Here is a 14,962-nt window from a genome sequence, read left to right as displayed (position 1 = left end):
AACAATCATTCTATTAATTTCAGGACATATTTGTCCAAATGGTTCTTTAAAACCTTTACAATTGGTCCGATGATTATGGCCGAAATAATTGTACCTTCACGAACCCCTGCAAGATAGCCTAAAAAGATTAAGGATAATATGGCTGCAATAATCACCATTGATGAGTCAACAAAGGGTTTTACATTTGAAAATTCCTTTTTCAGGACTTTTGAAATAGCCACAATTACACCGTCAGCCGGAAGGTAAACAATTTCTGTCTGGATTTCCAAAAGTACACCAAAAGCCACTACAACACAGCTGACTAAAAGCAAAACCATTTGATTTAGATAACCGACAGGATTCACGAAGTTAACAAGCATCAGGGAAAAATCAACAAAAAACGAAAATATTGTTCCTATAATGAGCTGAAGGTATTGCCTTTTTTCAAAATCTCCCCTTAAAAGCACAACCTGAATCAGGATAAAAATAAGTGTGAAAACGAACATTACCTCTCCAACACTGAATTTTGTAATTAAACTACACACATAAGGAAGACAAATCAGCGGAGAAGTTCCTAAATTAGCTTTAATAGATAATGAAGCTCCTAAAGAGATAACAAATAATGAAATCAAATATATTGCATATCTATTAAATTTTTTCATGTTCATAGTTACATATTGGATTTCATGGCTTAAAAGTGATATGGAAAATATTATCGCAGCCCTAATTCCGCCAATCTTTCCGAAGCGAATTGCCTAATAACTTTGTTAGAGTCATTGGAAGCAAGGTCTGCTAAAACAAACTCATTATGAAGTTTTTTAATAGCCTCTATACGAACCTTTTTATTTGAATCTTTCTGAGCGATTTCTGCAAGAACTGACTCATCATTAATGCGATTAGTAGCTTCAAGACGGATATTGGAAAAATCATTATTTAAAGCAAAATCAGCTAATTTTTCTGAATCATTTTCATTTTTTAATGCCTCAATATCTTTTTCATATTTTTCACGGCTAAACTTTTTCTTGTAGGAATCAATCAAATGAACCATAAAATCACATATTTTCCATTACTAAAATATTTAAAATATTATATTAATTAGATTTGAAGGTTTATTATCTAAAAGATTTCGGAAAATGATTCTAATTTTTTAATCGAATTTATGTAATTCATGTGGTGAAGAACCCAAATTATAATAAAAAATAGGAAAAATAAAGGATAAGTCCTTAAATTTTTCCAACACCTGCCATAGGCACACCAGTCAATGCTGATGCTTCCAGGGAAAGTGACCTTAAATTCTCTTTTTCGAGTTTTGTAATATGAGTGTTTCCAGCCTGTTGAACGAGCATACATGCTTCATCAGTCATTGTGTTAATGTAGTTAGCCACATTTTTACCCATTTCCTTATAATCAAGGCGATGCCTTAAGGACAGATCCTGTGTAGCTATTCCTTTTCTGCATGTTCCGGTATAACACATTTGACATACTCTGCATCCAATTGAAATCAGTGCAGCTGTTGCAATATATACTGCATCTGCACCCAAAGCAATTGCCTTAGCCAAATCAGCACCTGAACGAACACCACCAGCTGCCACTAAACTTACTTGATCTCTTAGGCCAATCTCTTTAAGTGCCATGTCCGCTTCCACAATTGAAGCTACAGATGGAATTCCAGAGTGTTCCATAATTACTTCAGGTCCGGCACCTGTTCCTCCCTGCATACCATCGACTACTATTATGTCAGCTCCACCTTTTGCAGCAATTTTAACATCTGACGCAACTTTACCTGAAGCGAATTTAACCATAATCGGCACTTTCCAATCTGTTATTTCACGCAATTGTGATATTTTCATACTTAAATCTTCAGGACCTACGATATCCATGTGCCTTGCAGGGGATAGCGCATCAGATCCTTCAGGAATATTACGAATTCTTGACACTTCGGCAGTAACCTTTTCACCAAGCAGGTGTCCGCCCATTCCGGATTTTGCTCCCTGACCGATTTTTATCTCAATTGCATCTCCTTTTTTGAGATAATCAGCTGACACTCCAAAACGACCGGAAGCATATTGTGCAATTAATTTGTCTGCAAGTTCCCTTTCTTCCGGAAGCATTCCCCCCTCACCAGTGTTTGTTACGGTTCCTGCAAGAGATGATCCAATAGCCAGTGCCATTTTAGCTTCTTTTGATAGTGCACCGAATGACATTGCACCAATCATGATAGGAGTATCGATTTTTAGAGGATTTTCGGCAAACCTGTCCCCCAATACCACATCTGTGCCACAAGGTTCCCTGTATTTGTCGATGGGAGGCCTTGATACCTGTGCCGGAATCACAACCAGATCGTCAAAGTCGGGAATACGTCTTAATGCACCGGTACTTCTTAATTTATATGAGGCGGTCTGTGATTGTCTGACTATTTCAACAATGTCCGGGAATCCCCATCCCTGTCTTGCGTCTTCTGGAATTGCATTTACCTCTATTGCTCTGTTTGGACACATTTCAAGACATATTCTGCAACCAACACATTTTTCTTGGTTAAGTGGGTATGGATCACCCTGAATGATTTCATAAACTCCATGCGGACAGTTGTTAAAGCATGAAAAACATTTTCCGCAGATTTTTTCATCACGGTCATCGCATAGATACCAGCAGCATCCTGGACGGCCAAAATTTTTTTTACATAAATCAGGATTTCTTTCAACTCTGTATGGCATATCTTCTCCTCCTAATGACCGTAAAATGGCCTTGTACTTTCGGGAACAATTTTTTTAAATTGTGAAATATCATCAATGTCAAATTCATATTTAGTCAATATCTCTTCCAATTCAAGTGAATCTTCAAATGTCATCTCTTCTAGCTTTGCATTATAACCCAGACTTTTGATTTCACCTCTAACGTAAACAACTCCTCGAATGATGGATTCTGCTACATCATCACCTACATCTCCCAGGATAATGATTCGGCCTCCCATCATGAAAATTCCAGTCATGAATCCGGAGTTTCCTCCAATGATTATTGTACCGTTTTTCATGATTTCACCTGTTCTTGAACCGACGGATTCCCTTACAACTACAGTACCGTCATAGATTCCCTGACCTGCACCATCACCAGCTGTTCCTTCAACAATTACTTCGCCACCGGTAAGGTTGTCTCCTACAAACCAGCCCGCATTTCCATTGATTTTAATTTTAGGTCCTTCACACATGCATCCTCCGAAGTATCCCACAGAACCGTCAAATTCTATTTCAACATCTTCAGTTACTCCTGCTGCAAGGTAATGGTTTGCATTTGGATTTCTGATAATGATTTTATCATACTCTTCGGCTGCAGTTTTTATTTGTGAGTTTACCTCACGGGGAGTTAATTTATCAGCATCAATTTCAAATACTTCCATTATAATCACCTATATCTCATATACCATTACTTCACCAGGAGAGATTTGTTCTACATGGTGTGTGTCAACTACTTCCCTTAGGGATACCTCTTCTGAAGCTATTGCAAATACCTCATCGGTTTCCGCCATCACACCTGGCCTTAAACCCAGTTTGTCTTTAGCTATTCCGATTCCTTGTGGAGTTCCTATAATATATGAAAATGGACCGTCCATGTCTTCAACTGACTGTTCCAGTGCCTCTTCCAATGAGTATCCTGTATCCAGTTTGTCTGCAATATAGTGAACCAGACATTCTGTGTCATTGAATGTTTCGAATACATGTCCTTTCCTTTCAAGAGGATCACGGATTTTCCAGTAATTTGTAATCTGTCCATTGTGCACAACTGAAATGTCACGTACAATGTAAGTTTGGAAAGGATGTGCATGGTATCTGTCCACACCACTTTCTGTTGAAAAACGAGTGTGGCCAATTGCATGTGTTCCTTTTACAGACCTTACATCATACCTATCGGCAATCTCCAGTACAGAACCTACATCCTTGATCATTTCAAAGTCATGACTGCCGTTGATTACAATAACATCGTCAATTGTGTCTACTTTTGTAATCAGCGGTTTTAGCTGGGAAAATTCGTCTAAAGATATTTTACATTTGTAGATGAATGAATCTCCAACGGAAGGAAGGATGGCATCCTGTTTGATTGGAGTAATGAAGTTAATAGTGTGTTTAACTTTGTCAAGCAATTTTTCACTTTCTTTTACTTGAATTTTTAAAATGTATTCATCCTCTTCAAGCCCTGTTCCACCATAAATTGAGTATCCTGCTGAATCAGGCCCTCTATGCTGTAATTGGTGAAGCATATTGGTCATATCGTTGCCAATATTATGCAATTCTTTATCTTTATAAACGATTCCTGCGATTCCGCACATTTTAGTCCTCCACATAAAATAATTTTAGTCGGAAAATAACTTCCGTATTATAGTTTAAAAAAACAAGTATATAAATGTGTTGGAAGATATCTTCCGACTAGCAAAAATTCTGAAAAAAATTACTAAAAATAAAAAATAAGTAAACAATGTTTATAAAATAATGTAATAAAAGTAAAAAAATTGAAGAAATTTACATTTAATTAATTATTTAACTAATTAGTTCTATACCCAATCTAGAAAAATAACAATACAAAAAATGAAGATAATCAATAAAAATAATAAAATAAAAAGAAAAAAAGAAATAAAAAACTATTTCTTAATGGAAGCTATTGCACTTTGTGCACCTTGTTTTACAAAACCGCTTTCATCATCGAGCAATTTTTCAAGTTCAGGAATAGCTCTTTCATCACCAATGTTTCCAAGTGCCCATGCGGCTGCTCCCCTCACTCTCCAATCCTCATCATTCAGGATTTCAATTAAAGGATCAACAGCAGGTTCACCCATACGGCTTAATGCAGTAGATGCTTCTCTTCTAACTAATTTGTTGTTGTCTTTTAAAGTTGCAATTAATGCAGGAATTGCTTTTGGATCGTTGATTGCACCAAGTAAAGTAGCTGCATGCAATCTAATATTTTTCTTTCTGCTTGATAATGCTTCAATTAAAGGATCTAAAGATTCATCTTTTCTTAATTCCAATTCTCCAATAACATCTTCAACAACAAAGTCATCTTTGTCATTTAATAATTCAATTAATTCATCGATACTTCTTTCCATTTCAATCCCTCACAAAATTCAATAGGAAATCTAATTTAAATTATGTAATTAATATATAATTATAGCTTTGTAATATAAAAGTATTTCGATAGTATACGAACAAATTTTTTTAAATACATAAATACAATAAAATCAAAATATTATAAGTATAATAAAAAAAAGGTTTTAAGTGAAATAATGTACGATATTGCAATTATAGCAGGAGACGGAATAGGTCAAGAAGTGATGAATGCTTGCAAGTATTTGCTTGATAAAATAGATATAGAATTTAGTTTTAAGTACGGTGAAGCTGGTTTTGACTGTTATAATAAAAATGGAGTGACATTACCCGAAGAAACTATCAAAATTGCTGAAAAAAGTGATGCAGTACTATTTGGAGCATCAACTTCAACTCCAGGACAACCTAGCCCAATCATCAATTTAAGAAAAGCATTGAATGTATATGCAAATATCAGGCCGATAAAATCATATAAAGGTGTGAATTGTCTTAGAGACGACATTGATTTTGTAATCGTTCGTGAAAACACCGAAGGACTATATTCACAACATGAATATGGTGATGAAAACAGAATGATTGCAGAAAGGATTATTACAAAAAAAGCATCCGAGAGAATCTCAAAGGCCGCATTCAACCTATGCATAAAGAGAGGTCAGTCAAAGGTTACATGCGTTCACAAGAGCAATGTCCTGAAAAAGACAGACGGCGTTTTCAAGGAAAGCTTTTACAACATAGCCAAACAGTACCCTCAGATTAAAACTGAAGATTATTATGTGGATGCAATGGCCATGTATCTTGTTACACAGCCTCAAAACTTTGATGTAATCGTATCAACCAATTTATTTGGGGACATACTGTCCGATGAAAGTGCTGGACTTGTAGGAGGATTAGGACTTGCACCATCAGGAAATATCGGAGATCACAACGGATTATTCGAACCGGTACACGGTTCAGCACCAGACATTGCGGGAAAGCACATTGCAAATCCATGTTCAATGATTCTGTCCGCTTCAATGATGCTTGATTATCTGGGAGAATGGGAAACTGCAAACGACATTAAAAATGCAGTTGAAAAAGTAATTGCAGACTGCAAAATCAGAACTCCTGACCTTGGAGGGGATGCAAGCACCATTGACATTACAAAAGCCATTGTTAGGGAGTTAATCTAAATGTTAAACATCACTACTTTTTTAGATGCAAATTCAAAAAGACTGGATAAAGACGTATTGTACAATCCAACAACAGGAAACAAATACAATTCATGTGAAATATTGTCAATAGTTTCCGAACTTGGACGTGAACTTAAAGAATTAGGGATTAATAAAGGTGACAGAGTTTTGATTTACTTAAAAAACTCAGAAGAATATTTATTTTCACTTTTTGCAATCTGGAGAATAGGTGCAATAGCTATCCCAACAAACAGAGTATTTACCGCATCTGAACTTGAATACATTGTAAGCGACTCACAGGCAAAACTAATGATTACCGATAATGAAGCACAAAACATCATTGACATTGACACATTCATTCCACAGAATGTAGATGACTTTAAGGACTGTGAAATCTTAGAAGCCGCAGCAACCGAATGGGATGACTTATGTCAACTTCAATATACCTCCGGAACAACAGGCAAACCAAAAGGAGCCATGCTTACACACGGAAACTACTTTACTGCAATTCACAATGAATGTGACGTACTGACCTTAAAACAGGATGACGTGTTTTTAGGAATTTATCCTATGGCCCATGTCGGACTTTCCTGGGCAATTTCCGCCTTAAGAGCTGCAGCATACTATATAATGATGGAACAGTTTAACCTAGATGAATATTTAGAGCTGTGTGAAAATGAAAAAGTAACCGTTTTAAGCGGAATGCCTCCAGTAATACACTCATTAACTACAATGGACGGGAGAAAACATTTAAAAACTGTTCGTGAAATCATTTCAGGTGGAGGACCATTGCATAAAAAAATATGGAAAGATTTCCACCAAACATATCAAATTCCAATCATTAATGCTTATGGACTATCCGAATCAATTGTAATTGGAACCGGAACAGTAATCCGACCAGAAGACTACTGGGAAGCAGATAAATTTGAAAGTGTCGGTCATCCAGTTTGTTTTTCAGAAGTCAAAATTGTCGATGAACTTGATTCTTCAGTAACATTGCCAAAATACAAACAGGGCGAAATAGCACTTAGAGGACCTGCAATTGCAAAAGGTTATTGGGGAAATGAAGAGAAAACCAAAGCATCATTTTTAGATGACGGATGGTTTTTAACAGGAGATATCGGATATCTCGATGAAGATAACCGTTTGTTTATTACTGACAGAAAAAAAGACATGATTGTAATGAGCGGATGGAAAATCTATCCAACTGAAGTCGAAGAAGTCCTGATAAAATACCCTGCAGTTAAAGAAATAGCTATTTTTAGTATAAATGACTGCCACAGAGGAGAAATACCTGTCGCTGCAGTTGTCTGGGAAAATGATGCTGACGATAATGGATTAATCGAGTATGCACGGGAAAACCTATCCAGATATAAAGTTCCCAAAAAAATATTTGCTCTTGATGAACTTCCAAGAGTAAACGGCTGGAAATTACTCAGACGAGAGCTTAGAAAAATGTTTAAGGTTTAAAAAAAGATTTTTAAAAATTAAAAGATTAAATATTTAAAAAAAAAGAAAATGACTATGATTATTTTGAAATCATAGTTCCAATACCACCAGTGGTAAAGACTTCTAATAGTAATGAATGTTTTTTACGGCCGTCAATGATGTGACAAGATTCAACACCATTTTCAATAGCCTTAACGCAGGTTTCTATTTTTGGAATCATTCCACCTGAAATAATTCCATCTTCGATTAAACCTGGAATTTCATCAATTCTGATATGTGGAATCAGTGAATCAGGATTACTAGGATCTCTTAAAACACCCGGAACATCAGTTAAGATTATTAATTTTTCAGCACCCACTGCACTTGCAACCTCACCAGCCGCAGTATCTGCATTCAAATTCAAACTAGTTCCATCTTTTGCAATACCCACCGGAGATATTACAGGAATGTAACCATTATCCAAGAACATTTCAAGCAAATCAATATTTATACAATCGACTTCACCAACAAGACCCAAATCAACAATTTCTTCATCAATTTTACTTGCTGGTTTTTTATGAGCATATATTAAACTTGAATCCTTTCCAGATAAGCTGATGGCTTGACCATCATGTTTAATGAGTTCTGATACAATTTCTGTTGAGATTTTACCAACCAAAACCATTTCAATAATTTCCATAGTTTCTTCATCAGTTACCCTTAAACCTTTAATGAATTTTGGTTCTTTTCCAAGCTTATCCATTGATCTTGAAATTTCTGGACCTCCACCATGCACAATGAGCGGTTTCATTCCAACATATTTGAGTAGAACAGTGTCGCGAGCTGTAGATGATTTTGCTTCATCATCCACCATTGCATGTCCACCATATTTAATTAAAATTTTTTTACCATGAAACTTTTTAATGTAAGGCAAAGCTTCAATTAAAACATCAATATCTTTCATTTAATCACTACATTAATTATTATACATTCAAAATTATATTACCCTACTATTTATATCTTTGTATAAATAAACTAATTACCATGTCTGAGATGAATAAACTTAAAGAATACTTGATAAGTTTAGGTGCAAGTAAAGTTGGTTTTGCAGATGTCGAGGGTCTTGCAAGTGAATTCGTTGAATTTCCAAATGGCATCAGCCTTGTTTTAAAAATCCCTAAAGAAACAATACAGTTAGTTAAAGATGATGAATATGATGCCTATTGGAAATCATTTCACAGACAAATTGGAAAATTGACTAAAATATCCCATAAAGGCGAAAGATACATTAAAAGTCTTGGATATGATGCATTTGCACTGACAATGAAACGAAACGAATGTGACATGGAAAAATTGCTAAGCATTCTTCCCTACAAAACAATAGCTACCAAAGCAGGATTAGGCTGGATTGGACGCTCTGCATTATTTGTAACACCAGAATACGGTTCAGCAGTTGCTCTTGGAGGTATCTTAACAGATATGCCTCTTGAATTTGGAAAGCCAATTACTGATTCACAGTGTGACGATTGTACAAATTGCCAAGAAGCATGTCCGGTTGATGCTATAAATCCTCAAAAATGGAATGACCGATTAAATAGAAAAGACATTATTGATATTGAAGCCTGCGGAGAATATATCATCGGCCAATATAAAGCAGGATTAGGATGTACAAAATGCATGAGCGAGTGTAAACTCACACAGAATTATTTGGAAAACGAGAAATAATATGAATGGATTAAAAAAAGCAAAAATTAGTGAAGCGGAACAGATATTAAAATTCTATCAAAATGTCATCAAATCCATAAATGGCAGTGAGTTTAAACCAAAATGGAATGAAAGATATCCAAATCTCGAATACATTAAAACAAATATCGAAAAAGAAGATTTATATATCTGCACAAAAAACTGTGAAATAATAGCATCTGTAGTTTTGAACAATAGATTTAACTCCGAATATGAGAATATAAACTGGAACGTTAATGCAGAGCCAAATGAAATTGTTGTAATTCACACATTTGCAATAACTTCCAATTTAGCAGGAAAAGGAATAGGGAAAGAAATTTTTGGCCAGATTAAAACATGCGCCCTCCAAAAAAATAAAAAAACAGTTAGAATAGATATCATCAATGGAAATACTGGAGCTCAAAAAGTCTTCAAGAAGTTTGGATTCGAATATATTGATACTGTTGAAATATTTCATCCCGCAGTTGGTTTGGAAAAATTTCATCTTTTTGAATATGATTTAGAAAAATGAAAGTTAAAAACACAATTCAATATCATCAAAAAACGAAAAAGAAAAAAAATAGGAGTTAGAAAAACCCCTATAATCCACATTTGAATTTAAATCTGTATTCTTGGTTTACGATTTCCATTCCAATGAAAGATCCTTTTAAAATATCTGCAACTTTTTGCAAGTCTTCAGCAGTTATAGATTTACCGTTTGCTAATGGTGAGAAAAATGTAATCTCATCATCCGTAATTAAGTAGTTTAAAAGTTTTGTATCTTCTTTCTGATATTTTTCGACAATTGCTAAAATTTCTTCTTCGATATTTTTATCCAAATTTGTCATAATATCACCTTTAAAAATAATTGTCCTACAAAATATATAAACTTTTATGATTATATGTAGATGTAGTCAAAAAAATCCTTTGAAAATCAGATACATATTAAAAATATTAAATATAGCTATCAAAATTAGTTAAATAAATATTAAACTATTAAGAATAATCATATCTAATTTTAATTTCTGATAAGATAAACTCCTGTGAGAAAACACCAGGCAATCAGAGTATACACCGAGAGCCTCTCATATACAGGCATGTAAGAATTTCTTATATTGAAAAACATTATCCAGAAAGCCAAAAGTCCAATAATGCCCAACGCTAATGTAATCTTTTGATAATTACCAAATTCTGCCATTGATCTTGAAATAACAACCACCAGAACATTGCCTCCAAGAATTGCCATTACCGCACCCAACGTATGATAGCCGGACGTCAGAGGATTTCCTCCATGAATCAAACCAACAATAATGACTCCCAAACCAGTCACTAATGTCAAAATATAAAAAATAGTCTTATTTTTGATAATATACTCTTTAAACTTGTAGAAATCCCCAAATATCACTGTCAGACCAATTAAAATAAAAGCAGAATTCATTAACCAAAACAATGGAGAATTTCCATTTGGAATTCCAAGTTCCGAAATGGCATGGAAAACATAAGTATTAAAAAAGGAAGCATTGAAAAAAGTTGCAGAGATGGCTTCGGCTATAATATAATATAAACTGCCAATTATAAAGACATATCCGGCAACTTTAGACTTCATTTTTAAATACCGAACTTTTTATTGAAATATTTCTCTTTCAAATCAAAGTTAAGCTCTTCAATGTCAGCACCGTCAAGAGCCCTTTGCAATATCTTATAGCAGGTCTTTTTAGGCACTGTAGTATTTTTAATTTTGCATAAATTCCAGATTCTGTCAAATCTTTTCTTCAAACTGCCCATATCTAATTTTTCAAGAACATTTCTTAAATTAATGATATTAGCTTCGTCAATTACATTGTAAATAGCATAACTTTGAGCATCTAAGGATATCGGGTTCAATCCCAAAATATATCTTTGCAAATCATAATCCAAGAATAATCCATAATCGTTATCATATGCATAAACATGTGCCTTTGCGGTTAATCCATCGAGAAATATTAAAAACTGGTTATTAACTAATGTTCTTGAAAGGACTTCATCACAGAAGTTTAATGCTGTTTCAATTTTACCTGCACTTGATCCTTCAACATATATTTCGTAATCTTCAAATCTGAATGCAGCAAGTGCAAACATGTACAAGTCAATCCAATCATTTTCTTTAATGAATTCTTGTGCCTTGTCAGTTAATTCATAATTTCCAGCACTTGCACCTTCATTTAAAACAGGCAAAATTCTGTCCACAAGTTCCTGTTTTTTACCAGAGACTTTAAGCCCATTTTCTTTCAATAACCCTTTTAAATCAGCCACAGTATATTTTTTAGAAATTTCTTCAGCAGTGATTGCGCCACCTTCACATGTAAGATATCCTTCCTTAACCAGATAATCAATACAATCCTGAGCAGATGGGAAAGTCCCGAATTGACCTTCTTTTAAAATATCTTCTACTTCATAACCCCTGTTTAAAAAATTCAAAACATTAAATACTTCTAATTTTTGTTCACTCACTTAAACACCCTTTATATTTCATCAGCAATACTAGGAAATTGCCGAATGTTATACATAAGCTTCCAATTAAGAAAGCATATAAATTTGAAATAAATATCAAAATAATAGCCATTCCCAAAATTGTGGCCATTATCATTAATAATATATCTTTTTTAGTTAATTTAATACTTTGCCTATAATAATGTCTATTTGCAATTATTGAAATGTAGAAAATAATTAATGAAATTATCATCAGCCCACTAGCAAAAAGAGGGTTAACCCCACCAGAGTGAATTAACTCAAGTGCGACTGTGACAAGATTAATGCTTATTACAATGAAATAATGGCTAAACATTAATCTCAATGACCTTTCAACACGATTATGCTGCATTAAATAATGAATTTGAATTACGTATGAACCGAACATTGAAATTACAATGAGAAAAACCAAAATTGGAACAAAACTAAAATTCAATGCATCAAAAAAATGAGCCAAACCTACAATAGCTTCGCCAAATGTAATTATTGTTAAAAGCTCAAATCGTTCTACCAAATGGGGAAAATTGATAATGCTCTCATCAAAGTTTCCTTTAATGAAAAATGGCAAGAATGCACCTGTCAATATGGCCACAACATTGATTGCAAGCACATATTGCTGAAATCCGAAAAATGAACATGAAATGGCAATTAGATATATTAAGCAAACAATTGAAAGGATTGTTATTGAATTTCCAGCAGCACCTTTCAGTGTCTGTTCTTTTTTTGCCTGAATGATATACAGTAATTCAACGGTTAAAAGAATTATTAGCATTGCCACGTCATATGCGAAATACATTACTGCCCAATCGCCCAAAATAGTATTGGACATGAAAATTACGGCAATCATGTTAATGCAAACAAGAACATAATCATACCATTTCCATTTCCCATAACGATTAACATAGTTTGTAAAGTAAAGCCATGCCTGCAAAATTACAAAGCATGTGACAAAATAAGAAAAAAAGTCATATGGAGGTATGATACCACCAATTGGCTCATTAATAAGGCCAGTTAATTGAGATATTGCATATACAAAAAGCAAATCGTAAAATAATTCAATTAACTCCACTGGTTTTTTAGCCAATTCCATATTAATATATATTGGAAGTATTACTATTTATAGAAATATTTAGAAAAAATATAAAATTATGGATTGCACGCTTCATCAGCCGCACCCATAACAACACTGATTTCATCAGACAAATTTATTTCAGAAATGTTTTTTGAAGAATCCAATTTGGCAGTGTAATAAGCTTGAGCATAATTCATTGTTACAAACATGACATCCTTGAAGTCAACAATAAAATTATCCTCAGGAATCTTATTTAAAATATCGATTAATTCTACTGCATCTTCACTAGATTCTAAATGTGTACTAAATTCAGCACCTACATTAATAAGCATATTTTACACCTACACTAATATTTAAAACTCATAGTTTATAAAACTAAATCATATGAAAACTTGTCCAAAATGTGAGCGGGAATTAAAAAAAGTATTTCATGATACAACAGACGAACTGGCCGTTGAATCATTGAATGGAGAAATAATACTTGGAAACTGTTGTACTAGCAAATACAATTATTATTGTGAGTACTGTGATGAGTTTTTTGAGCTCTAAAATGAATTATTAAAAAAAAATTATTTTTGAAATAAATTAAAAAAAATTAAAGAATGGGATTATAAAATCCCAACTGCTTCAAGCATGGATTGTAAACCTAAAATGATAATAGCCAAACCACCGATTATTTCAATGTAATCAGCATATTTAATAGCTACTTTTGTTCCATATGTTCCTAGTAATAACCATATTATGACTAAAATTATACTTAAAATACCTAATATGATTGGATTTACATGAGCTACGGCACCTTGTGATGCTAGAATTAGGTTTTCTATGTTTCCAAAAATAAGCAAACCTGAAAACTGAGCATAATCTTTTAAATTTACCATGATTATGCACTTCCTTTTGATCTGATATTTTTAACTGCACCATATACTGCCTGAACACCTAATATAAATATTGCAAGACCACCTATAAAGTTAATGGCATTTGCATATTGTATAGCAACATCTGTAAGAACTGTACCCAGTATCAACCAGATTACTACTACAATTATACTCAAACCACCTAATACTTTAGGGTCCACACCTGCAACAACACCCTGTGAAGACAAAATTAAGTTTTCTATATTTCCAAATACAATTAAACCCATAAAAGGCAAATATTGTTCTAACATTTTTTCACCACATATTTTTATAAATTTTATACTATAATAATTCTTTGAAATGAAACAAGTAGATTTGAATAATCTACTTTAAAACTTCTGAATTTTTTCTGTCAATGTATTTACTGTAAGTTGCTTGATATTTAACTTTTTTACCAACTTTAAGCTTTTTCAATACTTTTGATGGAACTGTTACCTTTGCAACACCTTTGGAATTGGTTTTTGCAGTGTAAGTAACACCATTAAATGTGAAAGTGATTTTTTTATTTTTATAGACTTTAGAGCCCTGTTTAAGTGTTGCTGTTAAGACAAGCTTATTTGCTGATTTTTTTACTTTGACAGTTTTTAAAGTAAGTGTATTTTTATAAATACAATTTTTTAAAGATCCACCATATAACTCATTACCTGTATCCTTAGCTAAATTATCCTTAAAAGTACATTTTTCAGCTTGAGCACCTGGTTTTTTAGGCATTTCAGAATATTTAAATCCGTATATTGCTCCTCCACGTTCTTTTGCATAATTCTTTGTGAAGACAGAATTTTTAATTGAGCAGGTATAAAATACAACATCACTTTTCCAGTTTCCATTTGCATCATAACTGCCTGTTATTTCATGACATTTGAAGTAAACTGCCCCACCGTACTTGTATACTTTATTACTGGTGAATTTGGAGTCTTTAATTTTGATGTCTTTAGCCCCATATACTGCGCCTCCAACTTCATTAGCATTATTTGAAGTGAATGTGCATGAATTAATGTTTATATGAGAATATGCATAAACTGCTCCTCCTCCACGCCCCAGTGCAACATTTTTAGTGAATTTGCACTTGGTTAT

General features: G+C 33.6%; 19 protein-coding genes and 1 pseudogene. 5 read left to right on the top strand and 15 right to left on the bottom strand.

Features of this window, described 5'->3' with window-relative positions:
• Nucleotides 1-5: 5 nt before the first annotated feature.
• From ACJMLH_RS07305 to ACJMLH_RS07280, 6 genes are all read right to left on the bottom strand, one after another.
• A complete protein-coding gene (locus ACJMLH_RS07305) occupies nucleotides 6-641 on the bottom strand; it encodes a YitT family protein (protein WP_405276232.1) in 636 nt (211 codons plus the stop codon).
• Nucleotides 642-691: 50 nt separating this feature from the next.
• Entirely contained in the window at nucleotides 692-1,027 is a 336-nt protein-coding gene (locus ACJMLH_RS07300) for a hypothetical protein (RefSeq protein ID WP_405276230.1), read from the bottom strand.
• A gap of 175 nt (nucleotides 1,028-1,202) precedes the next feature.
• The gene (locus ACJMLH_RS07295) at nucleotides 1,203-2,693 is read right to left on the bottom strand and encodes a glutamate synthase-related protein (protein ID WP_405276228.1); all 1,491 of its coding nucleotides are present in this window, start codon (nucleotides 2,691-2,693) and stop codon (nucleotides 1,203-1,205) included.
• An 11-nt stretch (nucleotides 2,694-2,704) separates the two neighbouring features.
• The gene (locus tag ACJMLH_RS07290) at nucleotides 2,705-3,373 is read right to left on the bottom strand and encodes a tributyrin esterase (protein WP_405276226.1); all 669 of its coding nucleotides are present in this window, start codon (nucleotides 3,371-3,373) and stop codon (nucleotides 2,705-2,707) included.
• Nucleotides 3,374-3,382: 9 nt separating this feature from the next.
• A complete protein-coding gene (locus ACJMLH_RS07285) occupies nucleotides 3,383-4,300 on the bottom strand; it encodes a glutamine amidotransferase family protein (protein WP_405276224.1) in 918 nt (305 codons plus the stop codon).
• Between the two features lie 309 nt (nucleotides 4,301-4,609).
• Entirely contained in the window at nucleotides 4,610-5,074 is a 465-nt protein-coding gene (locus ACJMLH_RS07280) for a HEAT repeat domain-containing protein (RefSeq protein ID WP_405276222.1), read from the bottom strand.
• Nucleotides 5,075-5,251: 177 nt separating this feature from the next.
• On the opposite strand from ACJMLH_RS07280, the gene aksF reads away from it, so the two are divergent.
• Entirely contained in the window at nucleotides 5,252-6,241 is a 990-nt protein-coding gene (aksF, locus tag ACJMLH_RS07275) for a homoisocitrate dehydrogenase (protein ID WP_405276220.1), read from the top strand.
• Entirely contained in the window at nucleotides 6,242-7,711 is a 1,470-nt protein-coding gene (locus tag ACJMLH_RS07270) for a class I adenylate-forming enzyme family protein (protein ID WP_405276218.1), read from the top strand.
• A gap of 58 nt (nucleotides 7,712-7,769) precedes the next feature.
• On the opposite strand, the gene argB is transcribed toward ACJMLH_RS07270, so the two are convergent.
• Entirely contained in the window at nucleotides 7,770-8,633 is an 864-nt protein-coding gene (argB, locus tag ACJMLH_RS07265) for an acetylglutamate kinase (RefSeq protein ID WP_405276216.1), read from the bottom strand.
• A gap of 80 nt (nucleotides 8,634-8,713) precedes the next feature.
• Here argB and ACJMLH_RS07260 point away from each other — a divergent pair, with 80 nt between their 5' ends.
• Together ACJMLH_RS07260 and ACJMLH_RS07255 are read left to right on the top strand one after the other, a co-directional pair.
• Nucleotides 8,714-9,394 (top strand): hypothetical protein, encoded by a 681-nt coding sequence (locus ACJMLH_RS07260; protein ID WP_405276214.1) that lies wholly within the window; start codon nucleotides 8,714-8,716, stop codon nucleotides 9,392-9,394.
• A gap of 1 nt (nucleotide 9,395) precedes the next feature.
• Complete coding sequence (locus ACJMLH_RS07255; protein WP_405276212.1) at nucleotides 9,396-9,923, top strand: GNAT family N-acetyltransferase; 528 nt, start codon at nucleotides 9,396-9,398, stop codon at nucleotides 9,921-9,923.
• Between the two features lie 67 nt (nucleotides 9,924-9,990).
• Here the strand turns inward: ACJMLH_RS07255 and ACJMLH_RS07250 are convergent, their stop codons facing one another.
• The 5 genes from ACJMLH_RS07250 to ACJMLH_RS07230 form a co-directional block, all read right to left on the bottom strand.
• Nucleotides 9,991-10,239 carry a hypothetical protein gene (locus ACJMLH_RS07250; protein ID WP_405276210.1) on the bottom strand — a complete coding sequence of 83 codons (249 nt, stop codon included), beginning with the start codon at nucleotides 10,237-10,239 and terminating at the stop codon, nucleotides 9,991-9,993.
• A 170-nt stretch (nucleotides 10,240-10,409) separates the two neighbouring features.
• A complete protein-coding gene (locus tag ACJMLH_RS07245) occupies nucleotides 10,410-10,997 on the bottom strand; it encodes a DUF998 domain-containing protein (protein ID WP_405276208.1) in 588 nt (195 codons plus the stop codon).
• A gap of 2 nt (nucleotides 10,998-10,999) precedes the next feature.
• Nucleotides 11,000-11,881: an SAP domain-containing protein gene (locus ACJMLH_RS07240; RefSeq protein WP_405276206.1), complete on the bottom strand. Its 882-nt coding sequence runs from the start codon at nucleotides 11,879-11,881 to the stop codon at nucleotides 11,000-11,002.
• Nucleotides 11,874-12,989, bottom strand: coding sequence for a low temperature requirement protein A (locus ACJMLH_RS07235; RefSeq protein ID WP_405276204.1), 1,116 nt, complete (start codon nucleotides 12,987-12,989; stop codon nucleotides 11,874-11,876). Before ACJMLH_RS07235 ends, ACJMLH_RS07240 begins: the two co-directional genes overlap by 8 nt.
• Nucleotides 12,990-13,045: 56 nt before the next feature.
• Nucleotides 13,046-13,303 carry a hypothetical protein gene (locus ACJMLH_RS07230; RefSeq protein ID WP_405276202.1) on the bottom strand — a complete coding sequence of 86 codons (258 nt, stop codon included), beginning with the start codon at nucleotides 13,301-13,303 and terminating at the stop codon, nucleotides 13,046-13,048.
• A 52-nt stretch (nucleotides 13,304-13,355) separates the two neighbouring features.
• Here ACJMLH_RS07230 and ACJMLH_RS07225 point away from each other — a divergent pair, with 52 nt between their 5' ends.
• A complete protein-coding gene (locus ACJMLH_RS07225) occupies nucleotides 13,356-13,520 on the top strand; it encodes a hypothetical protein (protein ID WP_405276200.1) in 165 nt (54 codons plus the stop codon).
• A 59-nt stretch (nucleotides 13,521-13,579) separates the two neighbouring features.
• Here ACJMLH_RS07225 and ACJMLH_RS07220 read toward each other — a convergent pair whose 3' ends face one another.
• From ACJMLH_RS07220 to ACJMLH_RS07210, 3 genes and pseudogenes are all read right to left on the bottom strand, one after another.
• On the bottom strand, nucleotides 13,580-13,852 hold the full coding sequence (locus ACJMLH_RS07220; protein WP_405276198.1) for a hypothetical protein: 273 nt from the start codon (nucleotides 13,850-13,852) through the stop codon (nucleotides 13,580-13,582).
• Between the two features lie 2 nt (nucleotides 13,853-13,854).
• Nucleotides 13,855-14,139, bottom strand: coding sequence for a hypothetical protein (locus ACJMLH_RS07215; protein WP_405276196.1), 285 nt, complete (start codon nucleotides 14,137-14,139; stop codon nucleotides 13,855-13,857).
• A 73-nt stretch (nucleotides 14,140-14,212) separates the two neighbouring features.
• A pseudogene (locus ACJMLH_RS07210) lies at nucleotides 14,213-14,962 on the bottom strand (hypothetical protein); the annotation flags it as partial.

This window comes from Methanobrevibacter sp., assembly GCF_045116495.1.
Taxonomy (GTDB): Archaea; Methanobacteriota; Methanobacteria; order Methanobacteriales; family Methanobacteriaceae; genus Methanocatella.
This window is presented reverse-complemented; position numbering and strand designations above follow the sequence as displayed.

Coding starts and splice junctions, on each gene's coding strand:
- ACJMLH_RS07230 (WP_405276202.1), bottom strand. CDS start 13,303: ATGCTTATTAATGTAGGTGCTGAATTTAGTACACATTTAGAATCTAGT.
- ACJMLH_RS07260 (WP_405276214.1), top strand. CDS start 8,714: ATGTCTGAGATGAATAAACTTAAAGAATACTTGATAAGTTTAGGTGCA.
- ACJMLH_RS07220 (WP_405276198.1), bottom strand. CDS start 13,852: ATGGTAAATTTAAAAGATTATGCTCAGTTTTCAGGTTTGCTTATTTTT.
- aksF (WP_405276220.1), top strand. CDS start 5,252: ATGTACGATATTGCAATTATAGCAGGAGACGGAATAGGTCAAGAAGTG.
- ACJMLH_RS07300 (WP_405276230.1), bottom strand. CDS start 1,027: ATGGTTCATTTGATTGATTCCTACAAGAAAAAGTTTAGCCGTGAAAAA.
- ACJMLH_RS07285 (WP_405276224.1), bottom strand. CDS start 4,300: ATGTGCGGAATCGCAGGAATCGTTTATAAAGATAAAGAATTGCATAAT.
- ACJMLH_RS07290 (WP_405276226.1), bottom strand. CDS start 3,373: ATGGAAGTATTTGAAATTGATGCTGATAAATTAACTCCCCGTGAGGTA.
- ACJMLH_RS07225 (WP_405276200.1), top strand. CDS start 13,356: ATGAAAACTTGTCCAAAATGTGAGCGGGAATTAAAAAAAGTATTTCAT.
- ACJMLH_RS07280 (WP_405276222.1), bottom strand. CDS start 5,074: ATGGAAAGAAGTATCGATGAATTAATTGAATTATTAAATGACAAAGAT.
- ACJMLH_RS07295 (WP_405276228.1), bottom strand. CDS start 2,693: ATGCCATACAGAGTTGAAAGAAATCCTGATTTATGTAAAAAAAATTTT.
- ACJMLH_RS07215 (WP_405276196.1), bottom strand. CDS start 14,139: ATGTTAGAACAATATTTGCCTTTTATGGGTTTAATTGTATTTGGAAAT.
- argB (WP_405276216.1), bottom strand. CDS start 8,633: ATGAAAGATATTGATGTTTTAATTGAAGCTTTGCCTTACATTAAAAAG.
- ACJMLH_RS07255 (WP_405276212.1), top strand. CDS start 9,396: ATGAATGGATTAAAAAAAGCAAAAATTAGTGAAGCGGAACAGATATTA.
- ACJMLH_RS07235 (WP_405276204.1), bottom strand. CDS start 12,989: ATGGAATTGGCTAAAAAACCAGTGGAGTTAATTGAATTATTTTACGAT.
- ACJMLH_RS07250 (WP_405276210.1), bottom strand. CDS start 10,239: ATGACAAATTTGGATAAAAATATCGAAGAAGAAATTTTAGCAATTGTC.
- ACJMLH_RS07270 (WP_405276218.1), top strand. CDS start 6,242: ATGTTAAACATCACTACTTTTTTAGATGCAAATTCAAAAAGACTGGAT.
- ACJMLH_RS07245 (WP_405276208.1), bottom strand. CDS start 10,997: ATGAAGTCTAAAGTTGCCGGATATGTCTTTATAATTGGCAGTTTATAT.
- ACJMLH_RS07305 (WP_405276232.1), bottom strand. CDS start 641: ATGAAAAAATTTAATAGATATGCAATATATTTGATTTCATTATTTGTT.